The sequence below is a fragment of the Streptomyces sp. DH41 genome (assembly GCF_029813785.1).
In the GTDB taxonomy this organism is placed as follows: domain Bacteria; phylum Actinomycetota; class Actinomycetes; order Streptomycetales; family Streptomycetaceae; genus Streptomyces.
Genome location: NZ_JARVKY010000006.1, coordinates 83,724 through 105,558 on the forward strand (window position 1 = coordinate 83,724; position 21,835 = coordinate 105,558).

Below are 21,835 nucleotides of genomic sequence, written 5' to 3' on the forward strand. Positions count from 1 at the left end.
ACCGATGGTCAAGGAATCGTGGAGGATGGTTATGTCCGCGCCGGACGAGCAGGTTGTCGAGGCACTGCGAGCCACGCTGAAGGAGAACGCCCGGCTTCAGCAGGAGAACAGCGAACTCGCGGCCGCGGCCACCGAGCCCATCGCGATCGTCTCCATGGCCTGCCGGTACGCCGGTGGGATCCGCAGTCCCGAGGACCTGTGGCGGGTGGTGTCCGAGGGCGCCGACGTCTACACCCCCTTCCCCGAGGACCGAGGCTGGGACCTGGAGGGCCTCTACCACCCCGACCCCGACCATCCCGGTACGACGTATGTGCGTGAGGGTGCCTTCCTCCACGACGCGGGCCGGTTCGACGCCGCGTTCTTCGGCATCTCGCCGCGCGAGGCCCTGGCGATGGACCCGCAGCAGCGGCAGCTGCTCGAAGTGTCCTGGGAGGCCCTGGAACGGGCCGGCCTCGACCCCCACTCGGTGCGGGGCAGCGACATCGGCGTCTTCGCCGGCATGGTGCACCAGGACTACGCCCCCGATCTGAGCGGCCACGAGGACTTCCTCAGCCTGGAACGCGCTCTGGGCACCGCCGGCGGCGTCGCGTCCGGACGCGTCGCCTACACGCTCGGGCTGGAGGGACCCGCCGTCACCGTCGACACCATGTGCTCCTCCTCGCTGGTGGCGACGCATCTCGCGGCGCAGGCACTGCGCCGCGGGGAGTGCTCGATGGCCCTCGTCGGCGGCTCCACGGTGATGGCCACGCCGGGCGGGTTCGTCGGCTTCGCACGGCAGCGGGCGCTGGCCTTCGACGGGCGCTGCAAGTCGTACGCCGCCGGCGCCGACGGCTCGGGCTGGGCCGAGGGTGTGGGCGTCCTGCTCCTGGAACGGCTGTCGGTCGCCGAGGAGCGCGGCCACCGGGTCCTCGCGGTGCTGCGCGGCAGCGCCGTCAACCAGGACGGCGCGTCCAACGGCCTGACCGCGCCGAACGGTCCCGCGCAGCAGCGAGTCATCCGCAAGGCTCTGACCAGCGCCGGACTCTCCCCGGCCGACGTGGACACGGTGGAGGGTCACGGCACGGGCACCGTCCTCGGCGACCCGATCGAGGCGCAGGCGCTGCTCGCCACGTACGGACAGGGCCGCGACCCGGAGAAGCCGCTGTGGCTCGGCTCGGTCAAGTCCGTCATAGGGCACACCCAGGCGGCGTCCGGTGTGGCCGGTGTCATCAAGACGGTGCAGGCGCTGCGGAACCGGGTGCTCCCGGCAACCCTGCACCTGGACGCGCCGACCCCCCAGGTGGACTGGTCGACGGGCGCGGTGAAGCTGCTGACCGAGGCGCGGGAGTGGCCGGACGACGGCCGTCCGCGCCGCGCCGGTGTGTCTTCGTTCGGGGCCAGCGGGACGAACGCCCATCTCATCCTGGAGGAAGCGCCGCGGGAGACGGCGACCGCCCACGAGGACGTGCGGGACGCCGGGCCGGCCAGCGCGGTCCCACTGGTGGTCTCGGCGGGAAGCCCGGCTTCCCTGGCCGCCCAGGCGGAACGGCTGGCGTCGTTCCTGGAGACCGGTGGCGCCGACGGTGCCTCGCTCACGGACGTCGCCGGCGCGCTGGTGACCGGCCGCGCCGTGCTGGGCGAGCGTGCGGTGGTGGTGGCCGGCTCGGACGACGAGGCACTGGCCGGACTGCGCGCCCTCGCCCGTGGCGAGAGCACGGCCGGAGTCCTTTCCGGTTCTGGGACGCCCGGCAAGGTCGTATGGGTCTTCCCGGGTCAGGGCTCGCAGTGGGCGGGCATGGGCCGGGAGTTGCTGGACGCGTCGCCGGTGTTCGCGGAGCGGATCGCGGAGTGCGCGGCAGCCCTGGAGCGGTGGGTGGACTGGTCGTTGGTCGATGTGCTGCGCGGTGATGCCGATCCGGGTCTGTTGGACCGGGTCGACGTCCTCCAGCCGGCCAGTTTCGCCGTGATGGTGGGGCTGGCGGCGGTCTGGGCGTCGGTGGGGGTCGAGCCCGACGCCGTGGTCGGGCACTCGCAGGGTGAGATCGCTGCCGCGTGCGTGTCGGGCGCCTTGTCGCTGGAGGACGCGGCGCGGGTGGTGGCGCTGCGCAGTCAGGCCATCGGCGAACAGCTCGCGGGGCGTGGTGGCATGGCCTCCATCGCCCTGAGTCAGGACGAGGCGGTCGCGCGTCTGGAGCGTTGGGCGGACCGGGTCGAGGTGGCCGCCGTCAACGGACCGTCGTCGGTCGTGATCGCCGGTGACGCCCAGGCACTGGACGAGGCCCTGGACACCCTCGAGGACCAGGGCGTGCGGGTGCGGCGCATCGCCGTGGACTACGCCTCGCACACCCGGCACGTCGAGCGCATCCGCGACACCCTCGCCGACGCCCTGGCCGGCATCGGCGCGCAGGCGCCGTCCGTTCCCTTCTACTCGACCGTCACCGGTGAATGGATCGAGGACGCCGGTGTCCTGGACGGCGGCTACTGGTACCGCAACCTCCGCGGTCAGGTCGGTTTCGGCCCGGCGGTGGGGGAGTTGATCCGTCAGGGTCACGGTGTCTTCGTCGAGGTCAGTGCCCATCCGGTGCTGGTCCAGCCGATCACCGAGACCGTCTACGCCGCCGACGGGGACACGGACGTCGTGGTCACCGGTTCGCTGCGCCGCGAGGACGGTGGGCCGCGTCGGCTCCAGACCTCGATGGCCGAGCTGTTCGTGCGCGGCGTTCCCGTGGACTGGACCAGTTTGCTGCCCGACGGCGCCACGTCGGCACGCGTGGACCTGCCGACGTACGCCTTCGACCACCAGCACTACTGGCTGCGGATGGGCGGCTCGGCCACGGACCAGGCGTCACTGGGGCTGACCGGAGCCGATCACCCGCTGCTCGGCGCGGTGGTGGAACTGCCGCAGTCCGACGGCCTGGTCTTCACCTCGCGACTGTCGCTCCAGTCACACCCCTGGCTCGCCGGGCACGCCATCGGCGGGGTCGTCATCGTCCCCGGCACGGTCTACGTCGATCTGGCCGTGCGCGCCGGCGACGAGTTCGGCCACGGCGTCCTGGAAGAGCTGGTGATCGAGGCGCCCCTGGTGCTGCCCGAGCGCGGCGGTGTGCGAGTCCAGGTCGCGGTGAGCGGACCGGGCGCGAACGGCCTGCGCACCGTGGACGTGTACTCCCTGCGCGAAGACGCCGTCGGCGAGGGCGGCACGGACGGGTGGACACGGCACGCCACCGGACTCCTGTCGGCCGCGCCCTCCGCCCGGGAGAGCGACTTCGACTTCGCCGCCTGGCCGCCGCCCGGCGCGGAGCCGGTCGACGTCGAGAACTTCTACGGCGACCTGACCGAGCGCGGCTACGCCTACGGGGCGGCCTTCCAGGGGCTGCGCGCGGTCTGGCGGCGTGGCGACGAGGTCTTCGCCGAGGCATCCCTGCCCGAGGAACAGCGCGAGGACGCGGGCAGGTTCGGTATCCACCCGGCACTCCTCGACGCCGCACTGCACACCAACGCCCTCGCCGCCCCGGACGACGGCCGCAAGGTGCTGCCGTTCGCCTGGAACGGCCTCGTGCTGCATGCCACGGGCGCCTCGGCGCTGCGGGTGCGGGTCGCACCGTGCGGCCCGGACGCCCTCTCCTTCCAGGCCGCCGACGAGACCGGTGGCCTGGTGCTGACCATGGACTCGCTGGTGTCCCTGCCGGTCTCCACCGACCAGCTGGACGCCGCGGCGGCCCACGACACCCGCGACGCGCTGTTCGGAGTGGAGTGGACCGAGCTGCCCCCGGCCCAGAGCGCCACCACCGTCCCGACGTGGACACCCCTCGCCACGGCCGAGGACGTGACGGACCTGGCCGCCCGCAGCACCGGTGGCGCTCCGGCGACGGCGGTGCTGGAGGCCGTCGCCGCCGACGACGGTGAAGGCGCCGTACTGGCTCTGACATCCCACGTGCTCCGTGTGGTGCAGGCGTGGCTGGCCGCCGACGAGCTGGAGAACTCCCGGCTCGTGGTCGCGACCAGGGGCGCGGTGCCCGCCGGTGACGGCGTGGTGACCGACCCCGCCGGGGCGGCCGTGTGGGGTCTGGTGCGCGCCGCGCAGGCCGAGAATCCCGACCGGATCGTCCTCGTCGACACCGACCCGGTCTCCGCCGACGGGCGGGCCGCCGTTCCGGCCGTCGTGCCGGACATCGTCCTGGGCGCCGTGGCGGCCGGTGACGAGCCGCAGATCGCGGTGCGCGGCACCACCCTCTCCGTGCCCCGCCTCGCCCGGGTCACCGGCCAGGTCCCCGACGACCCCGAGGTCTTCCGACCGGAAGGGACGGTCCTGCTCACCGGCGGCACCGGCTCCCTGGGCGCCCTGGTGGCCCGCCACCTCGTCACCCGGTACGGCGTACGGCACCTCGTTCTGGCCGGCCGTCGCGGCCCGGACACCGAGGGCATGCCGGAGCTGGTCGCCGAACTGACCGAACAGGGCGCGGCGGTCTCGGTGGTGGCCAGTGACGTATCCCGGCGAGGCGACGTCGAAGCCCTGCTGGCATCCGTGCCCGACGAACACCCCCTGAGCGGCGTGGTGCACCTCGCCGGCGTGCTGGACGACGGAGTGATCGGGGCACTCACCCCGGAGCGCCTCGCGACGGTGTTCGCCCCCAAGGTCGACGCGGTACGTCACCTCGACGAACTGACCCGGAACCTGAACCTCGACGCGTTCGTCGTGTTCTCGTCCGCCGCCGCCCTCATGGGGTCGGCGGGCCAGGGCAACTACGCGGCCGCGAACGCCTTCCTCGACGGTCTGATGGCCGGGCGCCGCGAGGCGGGGCTGCCCGGCCTGTCCCTGGCCTGGGGCCTGTGGGAGCAGAGCACCGGACTGACCGCCCACCTCGGCACCGTCGACCAGGCCCGGATGAGCCGTGGCGGAGTCCTCGCCCTGACGCCGGCCGAGGGGCTGCACATCTTCGACCTCGGCCTGCACATGGGCCAGGCACTCCTCGTACCGATCAAACTGGACCTGCGGACACTGCGCGGCCAGGCCGCGGAGGGCGGGGGAGTACCGCACCTGCTGCGCGGCCTGGTCCGCGCGGGCCGCCGCACCGCCCGGGCCGCCGCCGGCGACAGCGGCGCGCTGGTCCGGCGGCTCGCCGGCCTGCCCCGGGAGGAGCAGGAGAGCGTCCTGCTCTCCGTCGTGCAGAGCGAGGCGGGCGCCGTACTCGGCTTCACCAGCCAGGAACTGACCCAGGGCACACGCGGATTCAGCGACATCGGTTTCGACTCCCTGACCGCCGTGGAACTGCGCAACCGGCTCAGCGCGGCCACCGGCGTGAAACTCCCCGCCACCCTCATCTTCGACTATCCGACGCCGACCGCCCTGGCCCGCCACCTGCGCGAGGAACTCGGCGACACGGACCCCGCGGTGGCCGACCCGCCCGCCGGGGCAGCGGCAACCGCGAGCGCCGACCCCGAGGAACCCATAGCGATCGTGGGCATGGCGTGCAGGCTGCCGGGCGGCGTCACGAGCCCCGACGAGCTGTGGCGCATGGTGCGGGAGGGCCGCGAGGGCATGTCCGGCTTCCCCGAGGACCGGGGCTGGGACCTGGAGAGCCTCTTCGACGCCGACCCCGACCACGCCGGCACGTCCTACTCCACCCAGGGCGGCTTCCTGGAGGGCGCGGGCCTCTTCGACGCGGGCTTCTTCGGCATCTCGCCCCGTGAGGCCCTGGCGATGGACCCGCAGCAGCGGCTGCTCCTCGAAGCCTCCTGGGAGGCACTGGAGCGGGCGGGTATCGACCCGAGCACCGCGCGGGGAGACAACATCGGCGTCTTCTCCGGTGTCTCCATCCACGACTACCTCGAGTCCCTGAGCAACATGCCCGCCGAACTAGAAGGCTTCGTGACGACCGCCACCGCGGGAAGCGTGGCGTCGGGCCGGGTGTCGTACGTCTTCGGCTTCGAGGGCCCGGCGGTCACCGTGGACACCGCCTGCTCCTCGTCGCTGGTGGCGATGCACCTCGCCGCGCAGGCGCTGCGCCAGGGCGAGTGCACCATGGCCCTCGCCGGCGGAGTCGCCGTCATGGGATCACCGATCGGCGTCCTCGGCATGTCGCGCCAGCGGGGCCTGGCCGCCGACGGCCGCTGCAAGGCCTACGCCGACGACGCGGACGGCACCGTCCTGTCCGAGGGCGTCGGACTCGTCGTCCTGGAGCGTCTGTCGGTGGCACGGGAGCGCGGGCACCGGGTGCTCGCGGTGCTGCGGGGCAGTGCGGTGAACCAGGACGGCGCGTCCAACGGCCTGACGGCTCCGAACGGCCCGTCGCAGCAGCGGGTGATCCGCAAGGCGCTGGCCAGTGCCGGTCTCTCGGCGGCGGACGTGGACGTGGTGGAGGGACACGGCACGGGCACGGTTCTCGGCGATCCGATCGAGGCGCAGGCGCTACTGGCCACGTACGGCAAGGGGCGTGGCGCGGAACAGCCTTTGTGGCTGGGCTCGTTGAAGTCGAATGTGGGTCATACGCAGGCCGCCGCGGGCGTGGCCGGTGTGATCAAGATGGTGCAGGCCCTGCGGAACGGCGTCATGCCCCCCACGCTCCACGCGGGGCAGCCCACGACTCGGGTCGACTGGTCCGACGGCGCCATTGAGCTGCTGACCGAGGCGCGGGAGTGGCCGCGTGACGGCCGTCCCCGCCGGGCCGGTGTGTCCTCGTTCGGCATCAGCGGGACGAACGCGCATCTGATTCTGGAGGAGGCGCCCGAGGACGAGGCGGAGGCGTCGCAGCCGTCGCCCTCTGGTGGTGTGGTGCCGTTGGTGGTGTCGGCGCGTAGTGCGGGGGCGTTGGCCGGGCAGGCCGGGCGGCTCGCGGACTTCGTGGAGGAAGCCGACGGGGTGACGCTGGGTTCGGTGGCCGGTGCGTTGGTCGGTGGGCGTGCGGTGCTGGGTGAGCGTGCGGTGGTGGTGGCCGGCTCCGACGATGAGGCTGTCGCCGGTCTGCGGGCTCTGGCGCGGGGCGAGAACACGTCTGGTGTGGTTGTCGGGAGTGCCGGTGCTGGTGCGCTGGGCAAGGTGGTGTGGGTGTTCCCGGGGCAGGGCTCGCAGTGGGCGGGTATGGGCCGGGAACTGCTCGACTCCTCACCCGTGTTCGCGGAGCGGATCGCGGAGTGTGCGGCGGCCCTGGAGCCGTTCATCGACTGGTCGTTGGAAGATGTGCTGCGCGGTGATGCTGACCCGGGCCTGCTGGAGCGGGTCGACGTCCTTCAGCCGGCCAGTTTCGCTGTGATGGTGGGTCTGGCGGCGGTGTGGGCGTCGGTGGGTGTTGAGCCTGACGCGGTGCTGGGGCATTCGCAGGGTGAGATCGCTGCCGCGTGTGTGTCGGGTGCGTTGTCGCTGGAGGATGCGGCCCGGGTGGTGGCGTTGCGTAGTCAGGCGATTGCCGGGCAGCTTGCCGGGCGTGGCGGTATGGCCTCCGTCGCCCTGAGCGAGAGCGAGGCGGTCGTCCGTCTGGAGCGTTGGGCGGATCGGGTCGAGGTCGCGGCGATCAACGGGCCGTCGTCGGTGGTGATCGCTGGTGATGCCGGGGCGCTGGACGAGGCGTTGGAGGCTCTGGCCGCTGAGGGTGTCCGAGTCCGGCGGGTGGCGGTGGACTACGCCTCGCACACCCGGCATGTGGAGGACATCCGCGAGATCCTCGCCGACACGCTCGCCGGTATCGACGCTCAGCAGCCGTCGATTCCGTTCTACTCGACCGTCACGGGAGAGTGGGTCGATCAGGCGGGTGTCCTGGACGGCGGCTACTGGTACCGCAATCTCCGGAGCCAGGTCGGTTTCGGTCCCGCTGTGGCCGGCCTTCTGGATCAGGGTCACGGTGTCTTCGTCGAGGTCAGTGCCCATCCGGTGCTGGTGCAGCCGATCGTCGAGATCCTCGACGAGAGTGACGGCTCGGGTACCGGCACGGTGGTGACGGGTTCGCTGCGTCGTGAGGACGGAGGGCTGCGTCGTCTGCTGGCCTCGATGGCCGAGCTGTTCGTACGCGGTGTCACCGTCGACTGGTCCGGCGTACTCCCGGCCGGGGCTGCCTCGGCCCGGCTCGACCTGCCGACGTACGCCTTCGACCACCAGCACTACTGGCTCCAGACGGCGGGGTCGGTGACCGACGCGGCGTCGTTGGGGCAGGTGGCGGCGGATCATCCGCTGCTCGGTGCGGTGGTGCGCCTGCCGCAGACCGACGGGCTGGTCTTCACTTCCCGGCTGTCGCTGAAGGCGCAGCCCTGGCTGGCCGATCACGCCGTGGGCGGTGTGGTGCTGCTGCCGGGCACGGGACTGGTGGAGCTGGCGGTCCGGGCCGGTGACGAGGCCGGGTGCGGTGTGCTGGAAGAGCTGGTCATCGAGACACCGCTGATCGTGCCGGAGCAGGGCGGGGTGCGGGTGCAGGTCGCCGTGGGCGCGCCGGGCGAGAACGGGTCGCGCACCGTGGAGATCTTCTCCCAGCGCGAGAACGCCTCCGGCGACGGGGACGCCTGGACACGGCACGCCACCGGGCTTCTGTCTGCGTCGGCCTCGTCCCGTGGTGGGGCATACGACTTCACGGCGTGGCCGCCGCCCGGTGCGTCCGCCGTCGAGACGGGTGACCTCTACTCAGGTCTGGTGGAGCAGGGGTACGAGTACGGCCCGGCGTTCCAGGGGGTGCGGGCGGTGTGGCGGCGCGGCGAGGAGGTCTTCGCCGAGGTCGCCCTGCCCGAGGAACACCGTGAGGAAGCGGGAAGGTTCGGCATCCACCCCGCCCTCCTCGAAGCCGTTCTGAACGTCTCGTCGGTCGGTGGCGCGGCGGCGGACGGTGACGACGTTCGTCAGCCGCTCGACTGGAACGGCGTGACGCTGCACGCCGTGGGCGCCTCGGCACTGCGGGTGCGACTGCTGCCCACCGGGCCCGACGCCCTGACGCTGGAGGCGGCCGACGAGACCGGTGGCCCGGTGCTGACGGTGGACTCGCTGGTGATCAGGGCGCTGCCCGCCGAGAAGTTGGCGCGGAACGGAGACACGGCGACCGCGAACTCGCTGTTCCTCTTGGACTGGCGGGAGGCGCCCGCGCCCCCGAGTGGCGCGCCGGTTCTGACATGGACGCCGGTCGGCACCCGTGAGGACGTGGCTGGCCTGGCCGACGGGGCCGACGCTCCATCGGTGGCGGTCCTGGAGGCAGTCGGCGGCGACGGGGACGACGCGGTACTCACACTGACCTCGAAGGTCCTCGCGGTGGTGCAGGCATGGCTGACCACGGAAGGCCTGGAGGAGTCGCGCCTCGTGGTGGCGACCAGGGGCGCGGTGCCCGCCGGTGACGGCGTGGTGACCGACCCCGCCGGGGCGGCCGTGTGGGGTCTGGTGCGCGCCGCGCAGGCCGAGAATCCCGACCGGATCGTTCTCGTCGACGCCGACCCGGCATCCGCCGACGGGCCGGCCGCGGTCGTGGGCGCCGCGACGGCCGGTGACGAGCCGCAGATCGCGGTGCGCGGCACCGCACTCTTCGTGCCCCGACTCGCCCGCGCCACCGACGGACGACTCCCGGACGCTTCACCGGCGATCGCCGCCCAGGGGACCGTTCTGGTCACGGGAGGCACCGGCTCGCTGGGTGCGCTCGTGGCCCGGCACCTGGTCACACGGTACGGCGTGCGGCATCTCGTCCTGGCCAGCCGTCGGGGCCCGGAGGCCGAGGGCGCCAAGGAGCTGGTCGCCGAGCTCACCGAGGAGGGCGCGGCCGTGGAGGTCGTGGCCTGTGACGTGTCCGACCGTGCCCAGGCCGAGGCTCTGCTCGCCAAGGTGTCCGATGAGCACCCCCTGCGCGGAGTCATCCACACGGCCGGTGTCCTTGACGCCGGGGTGATCGGGGCGTTGACCCCGGAACGGCTGGCGAGGGTGTTCGCACCCAAGGTGGACGCCGTACGGCACCTGGACGAGCTCACCCGCCCCCTGGCCCTGGACGCCTTCGTCGTCTACTCGTCCGTCTCGGCGGTCTTCATGGGCGCGGGCAGCGGCAGTTACGCGGCGGCCAACGCCTACCTGGACGGCCTCATGGCCAACCGCCGGGCGGCGGGCCTGCCGGGACTGTCGCTGGCCTGGGGTCTGTGGGAGCAGACCGACGGCATGGCGGCGAACACCGACGACCTCACCCGCTCCCGGATGAACCGGCGCGGCGGCCTCCAGGCGATGACTCCGACCGAGGGCATGGAACTGTTCCACGCCGCGCTGGGGACCGGGCAGTCGCTCCTGGTGCCCGCCAAGCTGGATCTGCGAGGAGTACGGGCAGACGCCGCAGCCGGAGGGGGAGTCCCGCACATGCTGCGCGGCCTGGTCCGCGCCGGCCGCCAGTCGGCTCGGACGGGCTCCCGCCAGGACGGCGAGCTGCTGCGCCGCCTTGCGGGACTCCCCACCTCCGAGCAGGAGAAGGCCCTGGTCGACCTGGTACGCGGCCAGGCCGCGTCCGTGCTGGGGCATGACGGGCCGGACGGGGTCCGAGCGGACACGGCGTTCAAGGACACCGGGTTCGACTCGCTCACATCCGTGGAACTGCGCAACCGACTGCGGGCGGCGACGGGACTGCAGCTTCCCGCCACCTTGGTCTTCGACTACCCGAACCCGCAGGCCCTCGCCCGCCACCTGCACGGCGAACTGTTCCCGGACGGCGACACGGCCGGCCAGGACGTGGACGAGGAACGGCTGCGGCGCGCACTCGCGTCGCTCCCGCTGGCCCGGTTCCGGGCAGCCGGGCTGATGGACGCCCTGGTCAAGCTGGTCGCCCTCGACGACGGCGCACCGGCGATCGGCGCCCTCGACGACGCCGACGAGGAGAGGGCGGTCGCCGAGCTGGACGTCGACGACCTCGTGCAGCTGGCGCTCGGCGACAACTAACCCTGCGAAACCGCTGAAGGATTGGGGAAATCAAGTGAGTGCGTCGTATGAGAAGGTCGTCGAGGCGCTACGGAAGTCGGTCGAAGAGGTCGGCTCGCTGAAGAAGCGGAACCGCCTGCTCGTCGACGCCTCCCGTGAGCCGGTGGCCGTGGTCGGCATGGCGTGCCGACTGCCCGGCGGGGTCGCGGGCCCCGAGGACCTGTGGCGACTGGTCCGTGACGGCCGCGACGCCGTGACAGGGTTTCCCGAGGACCGGGGTTGGGACCTGGAGGGCCTGTTCGACCCCGATCCGGACCGTGCGGGGACCTCGTACACCAGGCAGGGCGGCTTCCTCCACGAAGCGGGCCTCTTCGACGCGGGGTTCTTCGGGATCTCGCCGCGCGAGGCGCTGGCGATGGACCCGCAGCAGCGGTTGCTCCTGGAGACCTCCTGGGAAGCCTTCGAGAGCGCCGGGATCGACCCGCTCTCGCTCAAGGGCGCCGATGTCGGCGTCTTCTCCGGAGTGTTCGGTCAGGGTTACGTCGCTCCCGGCGCCAGCGTGGTCACACCCGAGCTGGAGGGTTTCGCGGGCACGGGCGGGTCCACGAGTGTCGCGTCGGGCCGCGTCTCGTACGTCTTCGGCTTCGAGGGCCCGGCGGTGACGATCGACTCGGCGTGTTCGTCGTCGCTGGTGGCGATGCATCTGGCGGCTCAGGCGCTGCGGCAGGGCGAGTGCACCATGGCCCTCGCGGGCGGCGCCACCGTCATGGCCAACCCCGGCGCGTTCGTGGAGTTCTCGCGTCAGCGGGGCCTGGCCGACGACGGCCGCTGCAAGGCGTACGCCGACGGCGCGGACGGGACGGGCTGGGCGGAAGGCGTCGGGGTCCTCGTCCTGGAGCGTCTGTCGGTGGCGCGGGAGCGCGGGCACAAGGTCCTGGCGGTGCTGCGGGGCAGTGCGGTGAACCAGGACGGTGCGTCCAACGGCCTGACGGCGCCGAACGGCCCCGCTCAGCAGCGGGTGATCCGAGGAGCGCTGGCGAATGCGGGGCTCAGCCCGGCGGACGTCGATGTGGTGGAGGGACACGGCACGGGCACGGTCCTCGGCGATCCGATCGAGGCGCAGGCGTTGCTGGCCACGTACGGCAAGGGGCGTGAGGAGGGGCGGCCGTTGTGGCTGGGTTCGTTGAAGTCGAATGTGGGTCATACGCAGGCGGCCGCGGGTGTGGCTGGTGTGATCAAGATGGTGCAGGCGTTGCGGCATGGTGTGATGCCGGCGACGTTGCATGTGGATGCGCCGACGTCGCAGGTGGACTGGTCGGCGGGCGGCGTGGAGTTGCTGACCGAGGCGCGGGAGTGGCCGCGTGACGGCCGTCCGCGCCGGGCCGGTGTCTCGGCCTTCGGGGTGAGTGGGACGAACGCGCATCTCATTCTGGAGGAGGCGCCTGCCGAGGAGGTGGAGGCGGAACGATCGTCTGCGCCTGGTGGTGTGGTGCCGCTGGTGGTGTCGGCGCGTAGTGCGGGGTCGCTGGCCGGGCAGGCCGGGCGGCTGGCGGACTTCGTGGAGGAAGCCGGCGGGGTGTCGCTGGGTTCGGTGGCCGGTGCGTTGGTCGCTGGGCGTGCGGTGCTGGGTGAGCGTGCGGTGGTGGTGGCCGGCTCGGACGACGAGGCGCTGGTTGGTCTGCGGGCTCTGGCGCGGGGCGAGGGTTGCGCCAACCTGGTGTCCGATGGTGCTGGTGCGCTGGGCAAGGTGGTGTGGGTGTTCCCGGGGCAGGGCTCGCAGTGGGCGGGTATGGGCCGGGAACTGCTCGACTCCTCACCCGTGTTCGCGGAACGGATCGCGGAGTGCGCGGCGGCTTTGGAGCCGTTCATCGACTGGTCGTTGGAAGATGTGCTGCGGGGGGATGCTGACCCGGGCCTGTTGGATCGGGTCGATGTCCTTCAGCCGGCCAGTTTCGCGGTGATGGTGGGTCTGGCGGCGGTGTGGGCGTCGGTGGGTGTTGAGCCCGACGCGGTGCTGGGGCATTCGCAGGGTGAGATCGCTGCCGCGTGTGTGTCGGGTGCGTTGTCGCTGGAGGATGCGGCCCGGGTGGTGGCGTTGCGTAGTCAGGCCATTGCCGGGCAGCTCGCGGGGCGTGGCGGAATGGCCTCCGTCGCCCTGAGTGAGAGCGAGGCGGTTGCGCGTCTGGAGCGGTGGGCGGACCGGGTCGAGGTCGCGGCCGTCAACGGGCCGTCCTCCGTGGTGATCGCTGGTGATGCCGGGGCGCTGGACGAGGCGTTGGAGGCTCTGGCCGCTGAGGGTGTTCGGGTGCGGCGGGTGGCGGTGGATTACGCCTCCCACACCCGGCATGTGGAGGATATCCGCGAGATCCTCGCCGACACGCTCGCCGGTATCGAAGCTGCACAGCCGTCGATTCCGTTCTACTCGACTGTCACCGGCGAGTGGATCGACCAGGCGGGTGTTCTGGACGGCGGCTACTGGTACCGCAATCTCCGGAGCCAGGTCGGTTTCGGTCCCGCTGTCGCCGGCCTTCTGGATCAGGGTCACGGTGTCTTCGTCGAGGTCAGTGCCCACCCGGTACTGGTCCAGCCGATCACCGAGATCCTCGACGAGAGCAACGACTCGGGCACCGGCACGATAGTGACGGGTTCACTGCGCCGTGAGGACGGAGGGCTGCGTCGTCTGCTGACCTCGATGGCCGAGCTGTTCGTGCGCGGTGTCACCGTCGACTGGTCCGGTGCACTTCCGGCCGGGGCTGCCTCGGCCCGGCTCGACCTGCCGACGTACGCCTTCGACCACCAGCACTACTGGCTCCAGGAGGTCGCGTCGGCGACGGACGCGGCGTCGTTGGGGCAGGCGGCGGCGGATCATCCGCTGCTCGGTGCGGTGGTGCGCCTGCCGCAGACCGACGGGCTGGTCTTCACCTCCCGTCTCTCGTTGAAGGCGCAGCCCTGGCTGGCCGATCACGCCGTGGGCGGGGTCGTCATCCTCCCCGGTACCGGGCTGGTGGAGCTGGCCGTGCGGGCCGGTGACGAGGCCGGGTGCGGTGTGCTGGAGGAGCTGGTGATCGAGGCGCCGTTGGTGGTGCCGGAGCACGGCGGGGTGCGGGTGCAGGTCGCCGTGGGCGCACCGGGCGAGAACGGGTCGCGCACCGTGGAGATCTTCTCCCAACGCGAGGACACCCCCGGCGACGGGGACGCCTGGACACGGCACGGCACGGGCACGCTGTCGGTCGCGCCGTCGGCACGGAAGGCGGAGTTTGACTTCACCGTGTGGCCGCCGGCCGGCGCGGAGTCCGTCGAGATCGGTGACTTCTACGGTGACCTGAACGAACGCGGCTACGGCTACGGACCGGCGTTCCAGGGGGTGCGTGCGGTGTGGCGGCGCGGCGAGGAGGTCTTCGCCGAGGTCGCCCTGCCCGAGGACCACCGCAAGGACGCCGACCGCTTCGGCGTCCATCCCGCGCTGCTCGACGCCGCCCTCCAGGCCGGCACGATCGGGGCCGCGGGCGACGCGGAGGAGTCCGGGGAGCCGGTGCTGGCGTTCGCGTGGAACGGGCTGGTGCTGCACGCCGCGGGTGCCTCGGCGCTGCGCGTACGGATCGCACCGAACGGTCCGGACGCCCTGTCGGTCCAGGCGGCCGACGAGGCCGGTGGCCCGGTGGTGACACTGGACTCGCTGGTGTCCCGGGCGGTGTCCACCGAGCAACTGGAGACGCCGGCCGACACGACGGTGGCGAACGCGCTGTTCCGCCTGGAGTGGAGTGAACTGCCCCTGCCTCAGGGCGCGGAGTTCCCCCCGTCCTGGGTGCCGGTGACCACACCCGAGGACGTGTCGGCTCTGTCCGCGAGTGTCGGAGTACCGGCGGTGGCGGTTCTGGAGGCCGTCGGCGACGACGGGGACGACGCGGTACTCACGCTGACCTCCAGGGTCCTCGCGGTGATGCAGGCGTGGCTGACCTCGGACGGCCTGGAGGATTCGCAGCTGTTGGTCGCGACCCGGGGCGCGGTGCCCGCGGGTGACGGTGTGGTGACCGACCCGGCCGGAGCGGCGGTGTGGGGTCTGGTGCGTGCGGCCCAGTCCGAAGCCCCGGACCGAGTCCTCCTCCTGGACACGGACCCTGACGCCGAAGGCGGTGTGGACTCGGTCCTGGACTCTCTGCTGGGCCCGGTGATGGCCTGCGGTGAACCGCAGGTCGCCGTACGTGGAACGGTCATGGCGGTTCCCCGTCTCGCCCGCGTCACCGACCGCGTCACCGACCGCGTCGCGGACGCGGCAGAGGCGTTCAGCAACGAGGGGACCGTTCTGGTCTCGGGTGCCGGGTCGCTGGGCGGCCTGGTCGCCCGGCATCTGGTCACACGGCACGGCGTGCGGCATCTCGTCCTGGCCAGCCGCCGGGGCCCGGATGCCGAAGGGGCGACGGAGCTGGTCGCCGAGCTGGCCGAGCAGGGTGCGGCCGTGGAAGTCGTGGCCTGCGACGTGTCCGACCGCACCCAGGTCGAGGCACTCCTGGGCGCGGTGCCCGACGAGCACCCCCTGCGCGGTGTCGTCCACACGGCCGGCGTGTTCGACGACGGGCTGATCGGGGCGCTGACCCCGGAGCGCCTCGCGGGGGTGTTCGCGCCCAAGGTGGACGCCGTACGCCACCTCGACGAACTGACCCGTGGCACGGACCTCGACGCGTTCGTCGTCTTCTCGTCCGTGGCAGGCCTGTCCGGCGGCGCCGGGCAAGGCAACTACGCTGCGGCGAACGCCTTCATAGACGGCCTCATGAGCAGCCGCAGGGCCACGGGGCTGCCCGGTCTCTCCCTCGCCTGGGGTCTGTGGGAGCAGTCCCTCGGCATGGCCGGGCACCTCAGCGCTGTCGACCAGGCGCGGGCCAGCCGCAGCGGTGTGCTCGAGATATCGGCGGCCGAGGGCATGGAACTGTTCGACGCCGCCCTCCTGTCCGAGCGCGCGCTGCTCGTACCGGTCAAGCTGGACCTGCGGGCCGTACGTGCCGACGCGGCGGCGGGTGGCGGAGTGCCGCACCTGCTGCGTGGTCTGGTCCGCGCGGGCCGACAGCAGGCTCGAGCGGCGAGCACCGTCGCCGACGGCGGTCAGCTGTCCGACCGGCTGGCCGGACTCGCCCCCACCGAGCAGGAGACGCTCCTGCTCGACCTCGTGCGGGCCCAGGCCGCGGTCGTACTGGGCCACACCGAACCCGGCGGCGTCCGGGCCGACACGGCGTTCAAGGACGCCGGATTCGACTCGCTGACGTCCGTGGAGCTGCGCAACCGGCTGCGCGAGGCGACCGGCCTCAAGCTGCCTCCTACGCTCGTCTTCGACTACCCCTCTCCCCAGGCCCTCGCCCGGTACCTGAGCGAGGAGTTCGGTGAGGTGGCGGCGCCGGAACCGGAAGCACCGATGGTCGTCACGGCCGATACGGACGAGCCGGTCGCCATCGTCGGCATGGCCTGTCGGCTGCCCGGCGGGGTGTCCTCGCCGGAGCAGCTGTGGAGGCTGGTGGCCGACGGGGTCGACGCGGTCTCGGACTTCCCCGAGGACCGTGGCTGGGACCTGGAGGGCCTGTTCGACCCGGATCCGGACCATGCCGGTACGAGCTACACCAGTCAGGGCGGCTTCCTGGACGGGGCGGGTCTCTTCGACGCGGGGTTCTTCGGGATCTCGCCGCGTGAGGCCCTGGCGATGGACCCCCAGCAGCGGCTGCTCCTGGAGACCTCCTGGGAAGCCCTGGAAGAAGCGGGCATCGACCCCACCTCCCTGAAGGGCACGGATGTCGGAGTGTTCTCCGGTGTCTCCGGCCAGGGCTACGGGATCGGCGTGCTCGCGCCGGAAGTGGAAGGATTCGCGGGCACCGGTCTGGCGTCGAGTGTGGCGTCGGGCCGGGTGTCGTACGTCTTCGGCTTCGAGGGCCCGGCGGTGTCGGTGGACACGGCCTGTTCGTCGTCGCTGGTGGCGATGCATCTGGCGGCTCAGGCGCTGCGGCAGGGCGAGTGCTCCATGGCGCTCGCCGGCGGCGCGATGGTGATGGCGACACCCGCCACGTTCATGGCGTTCTCGCGCCAGCGAGGCCTGGCCGACGACGGCCGCTGCAAGGCGTTCGCCGAGGGCGCGGACGGCATGGGCCTGTCCGAAGGCGTCGGGATCGTGCTCCTGGAGCGTCTGTCGGTGGCGCGGGAGCGCGGGCACCGGGTGCTCGCGGTGCTGCGGGGCAGTGCGGTGAACCAGGACGGCGCGTCCAACGGCCTGACGGCTCCGAACGGTCCTTCGCAGCAGCGGGTGATCCGGCGGGCCCTGGCCAATGCCCGTATCACCGCGACGGACGTGGACGTGGTGGAGGGGCACGGTACCGGCACGGCACTGGGCGATCCGATCGAAGCCCAGGCGCTGCTCGCCACTTACGGCAAGAACCGTGACGCGGAGCGGCCGTTGTGGCTCGGCTCGTTGAAGTCGAACATCGGCCATGCCCAGGCCGCCGCGGGGGTCGCCAGCGTCATCAAGATGGTGCAGGCCCTGCGGTACGCGACCCTGCCGCCCACCCTCCACGTGGACGCGCCTACGACTGAGGTCGACTGGTCGGCGGGTGCGGTGGAGTTGCTGACCGAGGCGCGGGAGTGGCCGCGTGACGGCCGTCCGCGCCGGGCCGGTGTCTCGTCCTTCGGGGTGAGTGGGACCAATGCGCACTTGATTCTGGAGGAGGCGCCCGAGGAGGAGGCGTCGTCGCCGTTGCCTTCTGGTGGTGTGGTGCCGTTGGTGGTGTCGGCGCGTAGTGCGGGGTCGTTGGCCGGGCAGGCCGGGCGGCTTGCGGACTTCGTGGAGGAAGCCGGCGGGGTGTCGCTGGGTTCGGTGGCCGGTGCGTTGGTCGCTGGGCGTGCGGTGCTGGGTGAGCGTGCGGTGGTGGTGGCCGGCTCGGACGACGAGGCTGTCGCCGGTCTGCGGGCTCTGGCGCGGGGTGAGGGTTGCGCCAATCTGGTGTCCGGCGGTTCGGGTGCGCTGGGCAAGGTGGTGTGGGTGTTCCCGGGGCAGGGCTCGCAGTGGGCGGGTATGGGCCGGGAACTGCTCGACTCCTCAACCGTGTTCGCGGAGCGGATCGCGGAGTGTGCGGCGGCCCTGGAGCCGTTCATCGACTGGTCGTTGGAAGATGTGCTGCGCGGTGATGCTGACCCCGGCCTGCTGGATCGGGTCGATGTCCTTCAGCCGGCCAGCTTCGCTGTGATGGTGGGTCTGGCGGCGGTGTGGGCGTCGGTGGGTGTTGAGCCTGACGCGGTGCTGGGTCATTCGCAGGGTGAGATCGCTGCCGCGTGTGTGTCGGGTGCGTTGTCGCTGGAGGATGCGGCCCGGGTGGTGGCGTTGCGTAGTCAGGCGATTGCCGGGCAGCTCGCGGGGCGTGGCGGTATGGCCTCCGTCGCCCTGAGCGAGAGCGAGGCGATCGCCCGGCTGGAGCGGTGGGCGGATCGGGTCGAGGTGGCCGCGATCAACGGGCCGTCGTCGGTGGTGATCGCTGGTGATGCCGGGGCGCTGGACGAGGCGTTGGAGGCTCTGGCCGCTGAGGGTGTCCGAGTACGGCGGGTGGCGGTGGACTACGCCTCGCACACCCGGCATGTGGAGGACATCCGCGATGCTCTTGCCAAGACGCTGTCGGGTGTCGAGGCCCAGGCGCCTTCGATTCCGTTCTACTCAACTGTCACCGGCGAGTGGATCGAGGACGCCGGTGTCCTGGACGGCGGCTACTGGTACCGCAACCTCCGGAGCCAGGTGGGTTTCGGTCCCGCTGTGGCCGGCCTGCTGGATGAGGGGCACGGTGTCTTCGTCGAGGTCAGTGCCCATCCGGTGCTGGTGCAGCCGATCACCGAGATCCTCGACGAGAGTGACGGCTCGGGCACCGGCACGGTGGTGACGGGTTCGCTGCGCCGCGAGGACGGAGGGCTGCGTCGTCTGCTGGCCTCGATGGCCGAGCTGTTCGTGCGCGGTGTCACCGTCGACTGGACCGGCGTACTCCCGGCCGGGGCTGCCTCGGCCCGGCTCGACCTGCCGACGTACGCCTTCGATCACCAGCACTACTGGCTCCAGACGGCGGGGTCGGTGACCGACGCGGCGTCGTTGGGGCAGGTGGCGGCGGATCATCCGCTGCTCGGTGCGGTGGTGCGCCTGCCGCAGACCGACGGGCTGGTCTTCACTTCCCGTCTCTCGTTGAAGGCGCAGCCCTGGCTGGCCGATCACGTGGTCGGCGGTGTGGTGCTGCTGCCGGGCACGGGACTGGTGGAGCTGGCCGTGCGGGCCGGTGACGAGGCCGGGTGCGGTGTGCTGGAGGAGCTGGTGACCGAGGCGCCGTTGGTGGTGCCGGAGCACGGTGGGGTGCGGGTCCAGGTCGCCGTGGGCGGTCCGAACGAGAACGGGTCGCGCACCGTGGAGATCTTCTCCCAGCGCGAGGACGCCCCCGGCGACGGGGACGCCTGGACACGGCACGCCACCGGCATGCTGGCCGTCGTGCCGCAAGCCGGCGACAGCACTTCCGGATTCGACTTCGCCGTCTGGCCGCCGACCGACGCCCAGCAGGTGGAGCTGGACACCGGTGACCTGTACGACGGTCTGCTCGAGCGTGGTTACGCGTACGGTCCGGCGTTCCAGGGCGTGCGTGCCGTGTGGCGGCGCGGCGAGGAACTCTTCGCCGAGGTCGCTCTGCCCGACGGGGAGCGCGAGGAGTCCGGAGCCTTCGGTATCCACCCCGCGCTGCTCGATGCCGCCCTCCAGGCCGGGACCTTCGCCGTCGCGGCGGACACACCGGAGGAGGAGGCCGGGCAGCCGGTGATGCCGTTCGCGTGGAACGGCCTGGTGCTGCACGCGGCGGGTGCCTCGGCACTGCGGGTGCGGGTCGCGCCGAACGGTCCGGACGCCCTGTCCGTCGCGGCGGCGGACGAAGCGGGCGCCCCGGTGCTGACGATGGACTCGCTGGTGATGCGGGCGGTGTCCATCGAGCAGTTGGGTGCCAAGGCGGCGGAGGAGAGCCGCGACTCGCTCTTCGCGGTGCGGTGGACCGAACTGCCCTTGGTCCAGGAGGTGGAGCCCGCGCCACCGTGGCTGCCGGTGGCGACGGCCGACGAGCTGGCCGCCCTGACCGCCGGCGGTGGAGCCCCGGCGGTGGCGGTCCTGGAGGCCGTCGGCAGTGAGGGCGACGACGCCGTACTCGCGCTGGCCTCCAGAGTCCTGGAGATGGTGCAGGTGTGGCTGGGCGCCTCCGGCGGCGAGGAGTCGCGCCTCGTGGTGGCGACCCGGGGTGCGGTGCCCGCCGGCGAAGCGGGCGCGGTGACCGACCCGGCCGGGGCGGCGGTGTGGGGTCTGGTGCGCGCCGCTCAGTCCGAGAACCCCGACCGTGTCGTCCTGATCGACACCGACCCCGACGCCGAAGGCGGTGCGGAGTCGGTGCTGGACTCCGTCCTCGCGGCGGTGCTGGCCAGTGGTGAGCCGCAGATCGCGGTGCGCGGCACCACCCTCTCCGTGCCCCGCCTCGCCCGCGCAGGCGTCCCCGAGGCGGTCGAGGCTCCGGTGTTCCGGCCGCAGGGGACCGTACTGGTCTCGGGCGGCGGCTCGCTGGGCGCCTTGGCGGCCCGGCATCTGGTCACGCGGCACGGCGTGCGGCACCTGGTCCTGGCCAGTCGCCGGGGCCCGGACGCCGAGGGTGCCAAGGAACTGGTCGACGAGCTGGCCGAGCACGGGGCGACGGTCTCCGTCGTGGCCTGTGACGTGTCCGATCGTGCACAGGTCGAGCACCTGCTCGCCCGGATTCCGGAGGAGCACCCTCTGCGGGGTGTGGTGCACACGGCCGGTGTGTTCGACCCGGGGGTGATCGGAGCGCTCACCTCGGAGCGGCTGGCGAAGGTGTTCGCGCCGAAGGTGGACGCCGTACGCCACCTCGACGAGCTCACCCGCCCCCTGGCACTGGACGCCTTCGTCGCCTATTCCTCCGCCTCGTCCGTCTTCATGGGCGCGGGCAGTGGCGGCTACGCGGCGGCCAACGCCTTCCTGGACGGGCTGATGGCCCACCGGCACGCGGCGGGTCTGCCCGGGCTCTCGCTGGCCTGGGGACCCTGGGAGCAGGTCACCGGCATGGCCGGCAACATCGACGACCTCACCAGGACCCGCATGAGCCGGCGTGAAGGACGCGGCGGAGTCCTGGCGCTCCGGTCGGCCGAGGGCATGGAGCTGTTCGACGCCGCGCTGCGGTCCGAGCACTCGTTGCTCGTACCGGCCGATCTGGACCTGCGGGCCGTACGTGCCGACGCGGCGGCGGGCGGCGGAGTGCCGCACCTGCTGCGCGGCCTGGTCCGCCCGGGCCGGCAGTCGGCGCGGTCGGCCGCCGGCAGTGGTGGCGACCGGCGACAGTTGTCCGACCGGCTGGTGGGGCTTTCCGCGGCGAAGCAGGAAGCTCTGCTCCTCGGGGTCGTCTGCGCGCAGGCCGCGGTCGTGCTCGGCCACAGCGGTCCGGAGAGCGTCCGGGTGGAAATGGCCTTCAACGAAGCCGGATTCGACTCACTCACGTCCGTGGAGCTGCGCAACCGGCTGCGCGAGGCGACCGGCCTCAAGCTGCCCGCCACGCTGGTCTTCGACCACCCGACCCCGCTGGCCCTCGCCCGCTATCTGCGGACCGAACTCGCGGTCGACGAGGCGGCTCCCGCTGACGCGGTGCTGGCCGGTCTCGCCGGTCTGGAGGCGGCCATCGAGACCGCGGGAGCAGACGAAGAGGCCCGCGACCGGATCACCGCGCGTCTGCTGGAACTGCTGCGGGTGGCCGAGGCGACGGACGGCCCCGGCGAGGGACCGGGCGGTGCGGACTCGTCCGACGAGGATCTCGACACCGCCAGTGACGAGGAGCTGTTCGCGCTCGTCGACCAGCTCGACTGACGCGGTCGAGACGCAGGAGACGCACGAGACGCACCCGTGCGGGCCGCGCCCCCGTGAGCCCGGCCCGCACGGCTCCGCACGGTCCGCACGGACGGTGCGGGATCCCA

General features: G+C 72.4%; 2 protein-coding genes. Both read left to right on the forward strand.

Annotation, left to right across the window (positions count from 1 at the left end; translation table 11 throughout):
* Nucleotides 1-76: 76 nt before the first annotated feature.
* Entirely contained in the window at nucleotides 77-10,849 is a 10,773-nt protein-coding gene (locus tag QC283_RS12520) for a type I polyketide synthase (protein ID WP_443032594.1), read from the forward strand.
* A 34-nt stretch (nucleotides 10,850-10,883) separates the two neighbouring features.
* Complete coding sequence (locus QC283_RS12525; protein ID WP_279561537.1) at nucleotides 10,884-21,728, forward strand: type I polyketide synthase; 10,845 nt, start codon at nucleotides 10,884-10,886, stop codon at nucleotides 21,726-21,728.
* Nucleotides 21,729-21,835 lie beyond the last annotated feature (107 nt).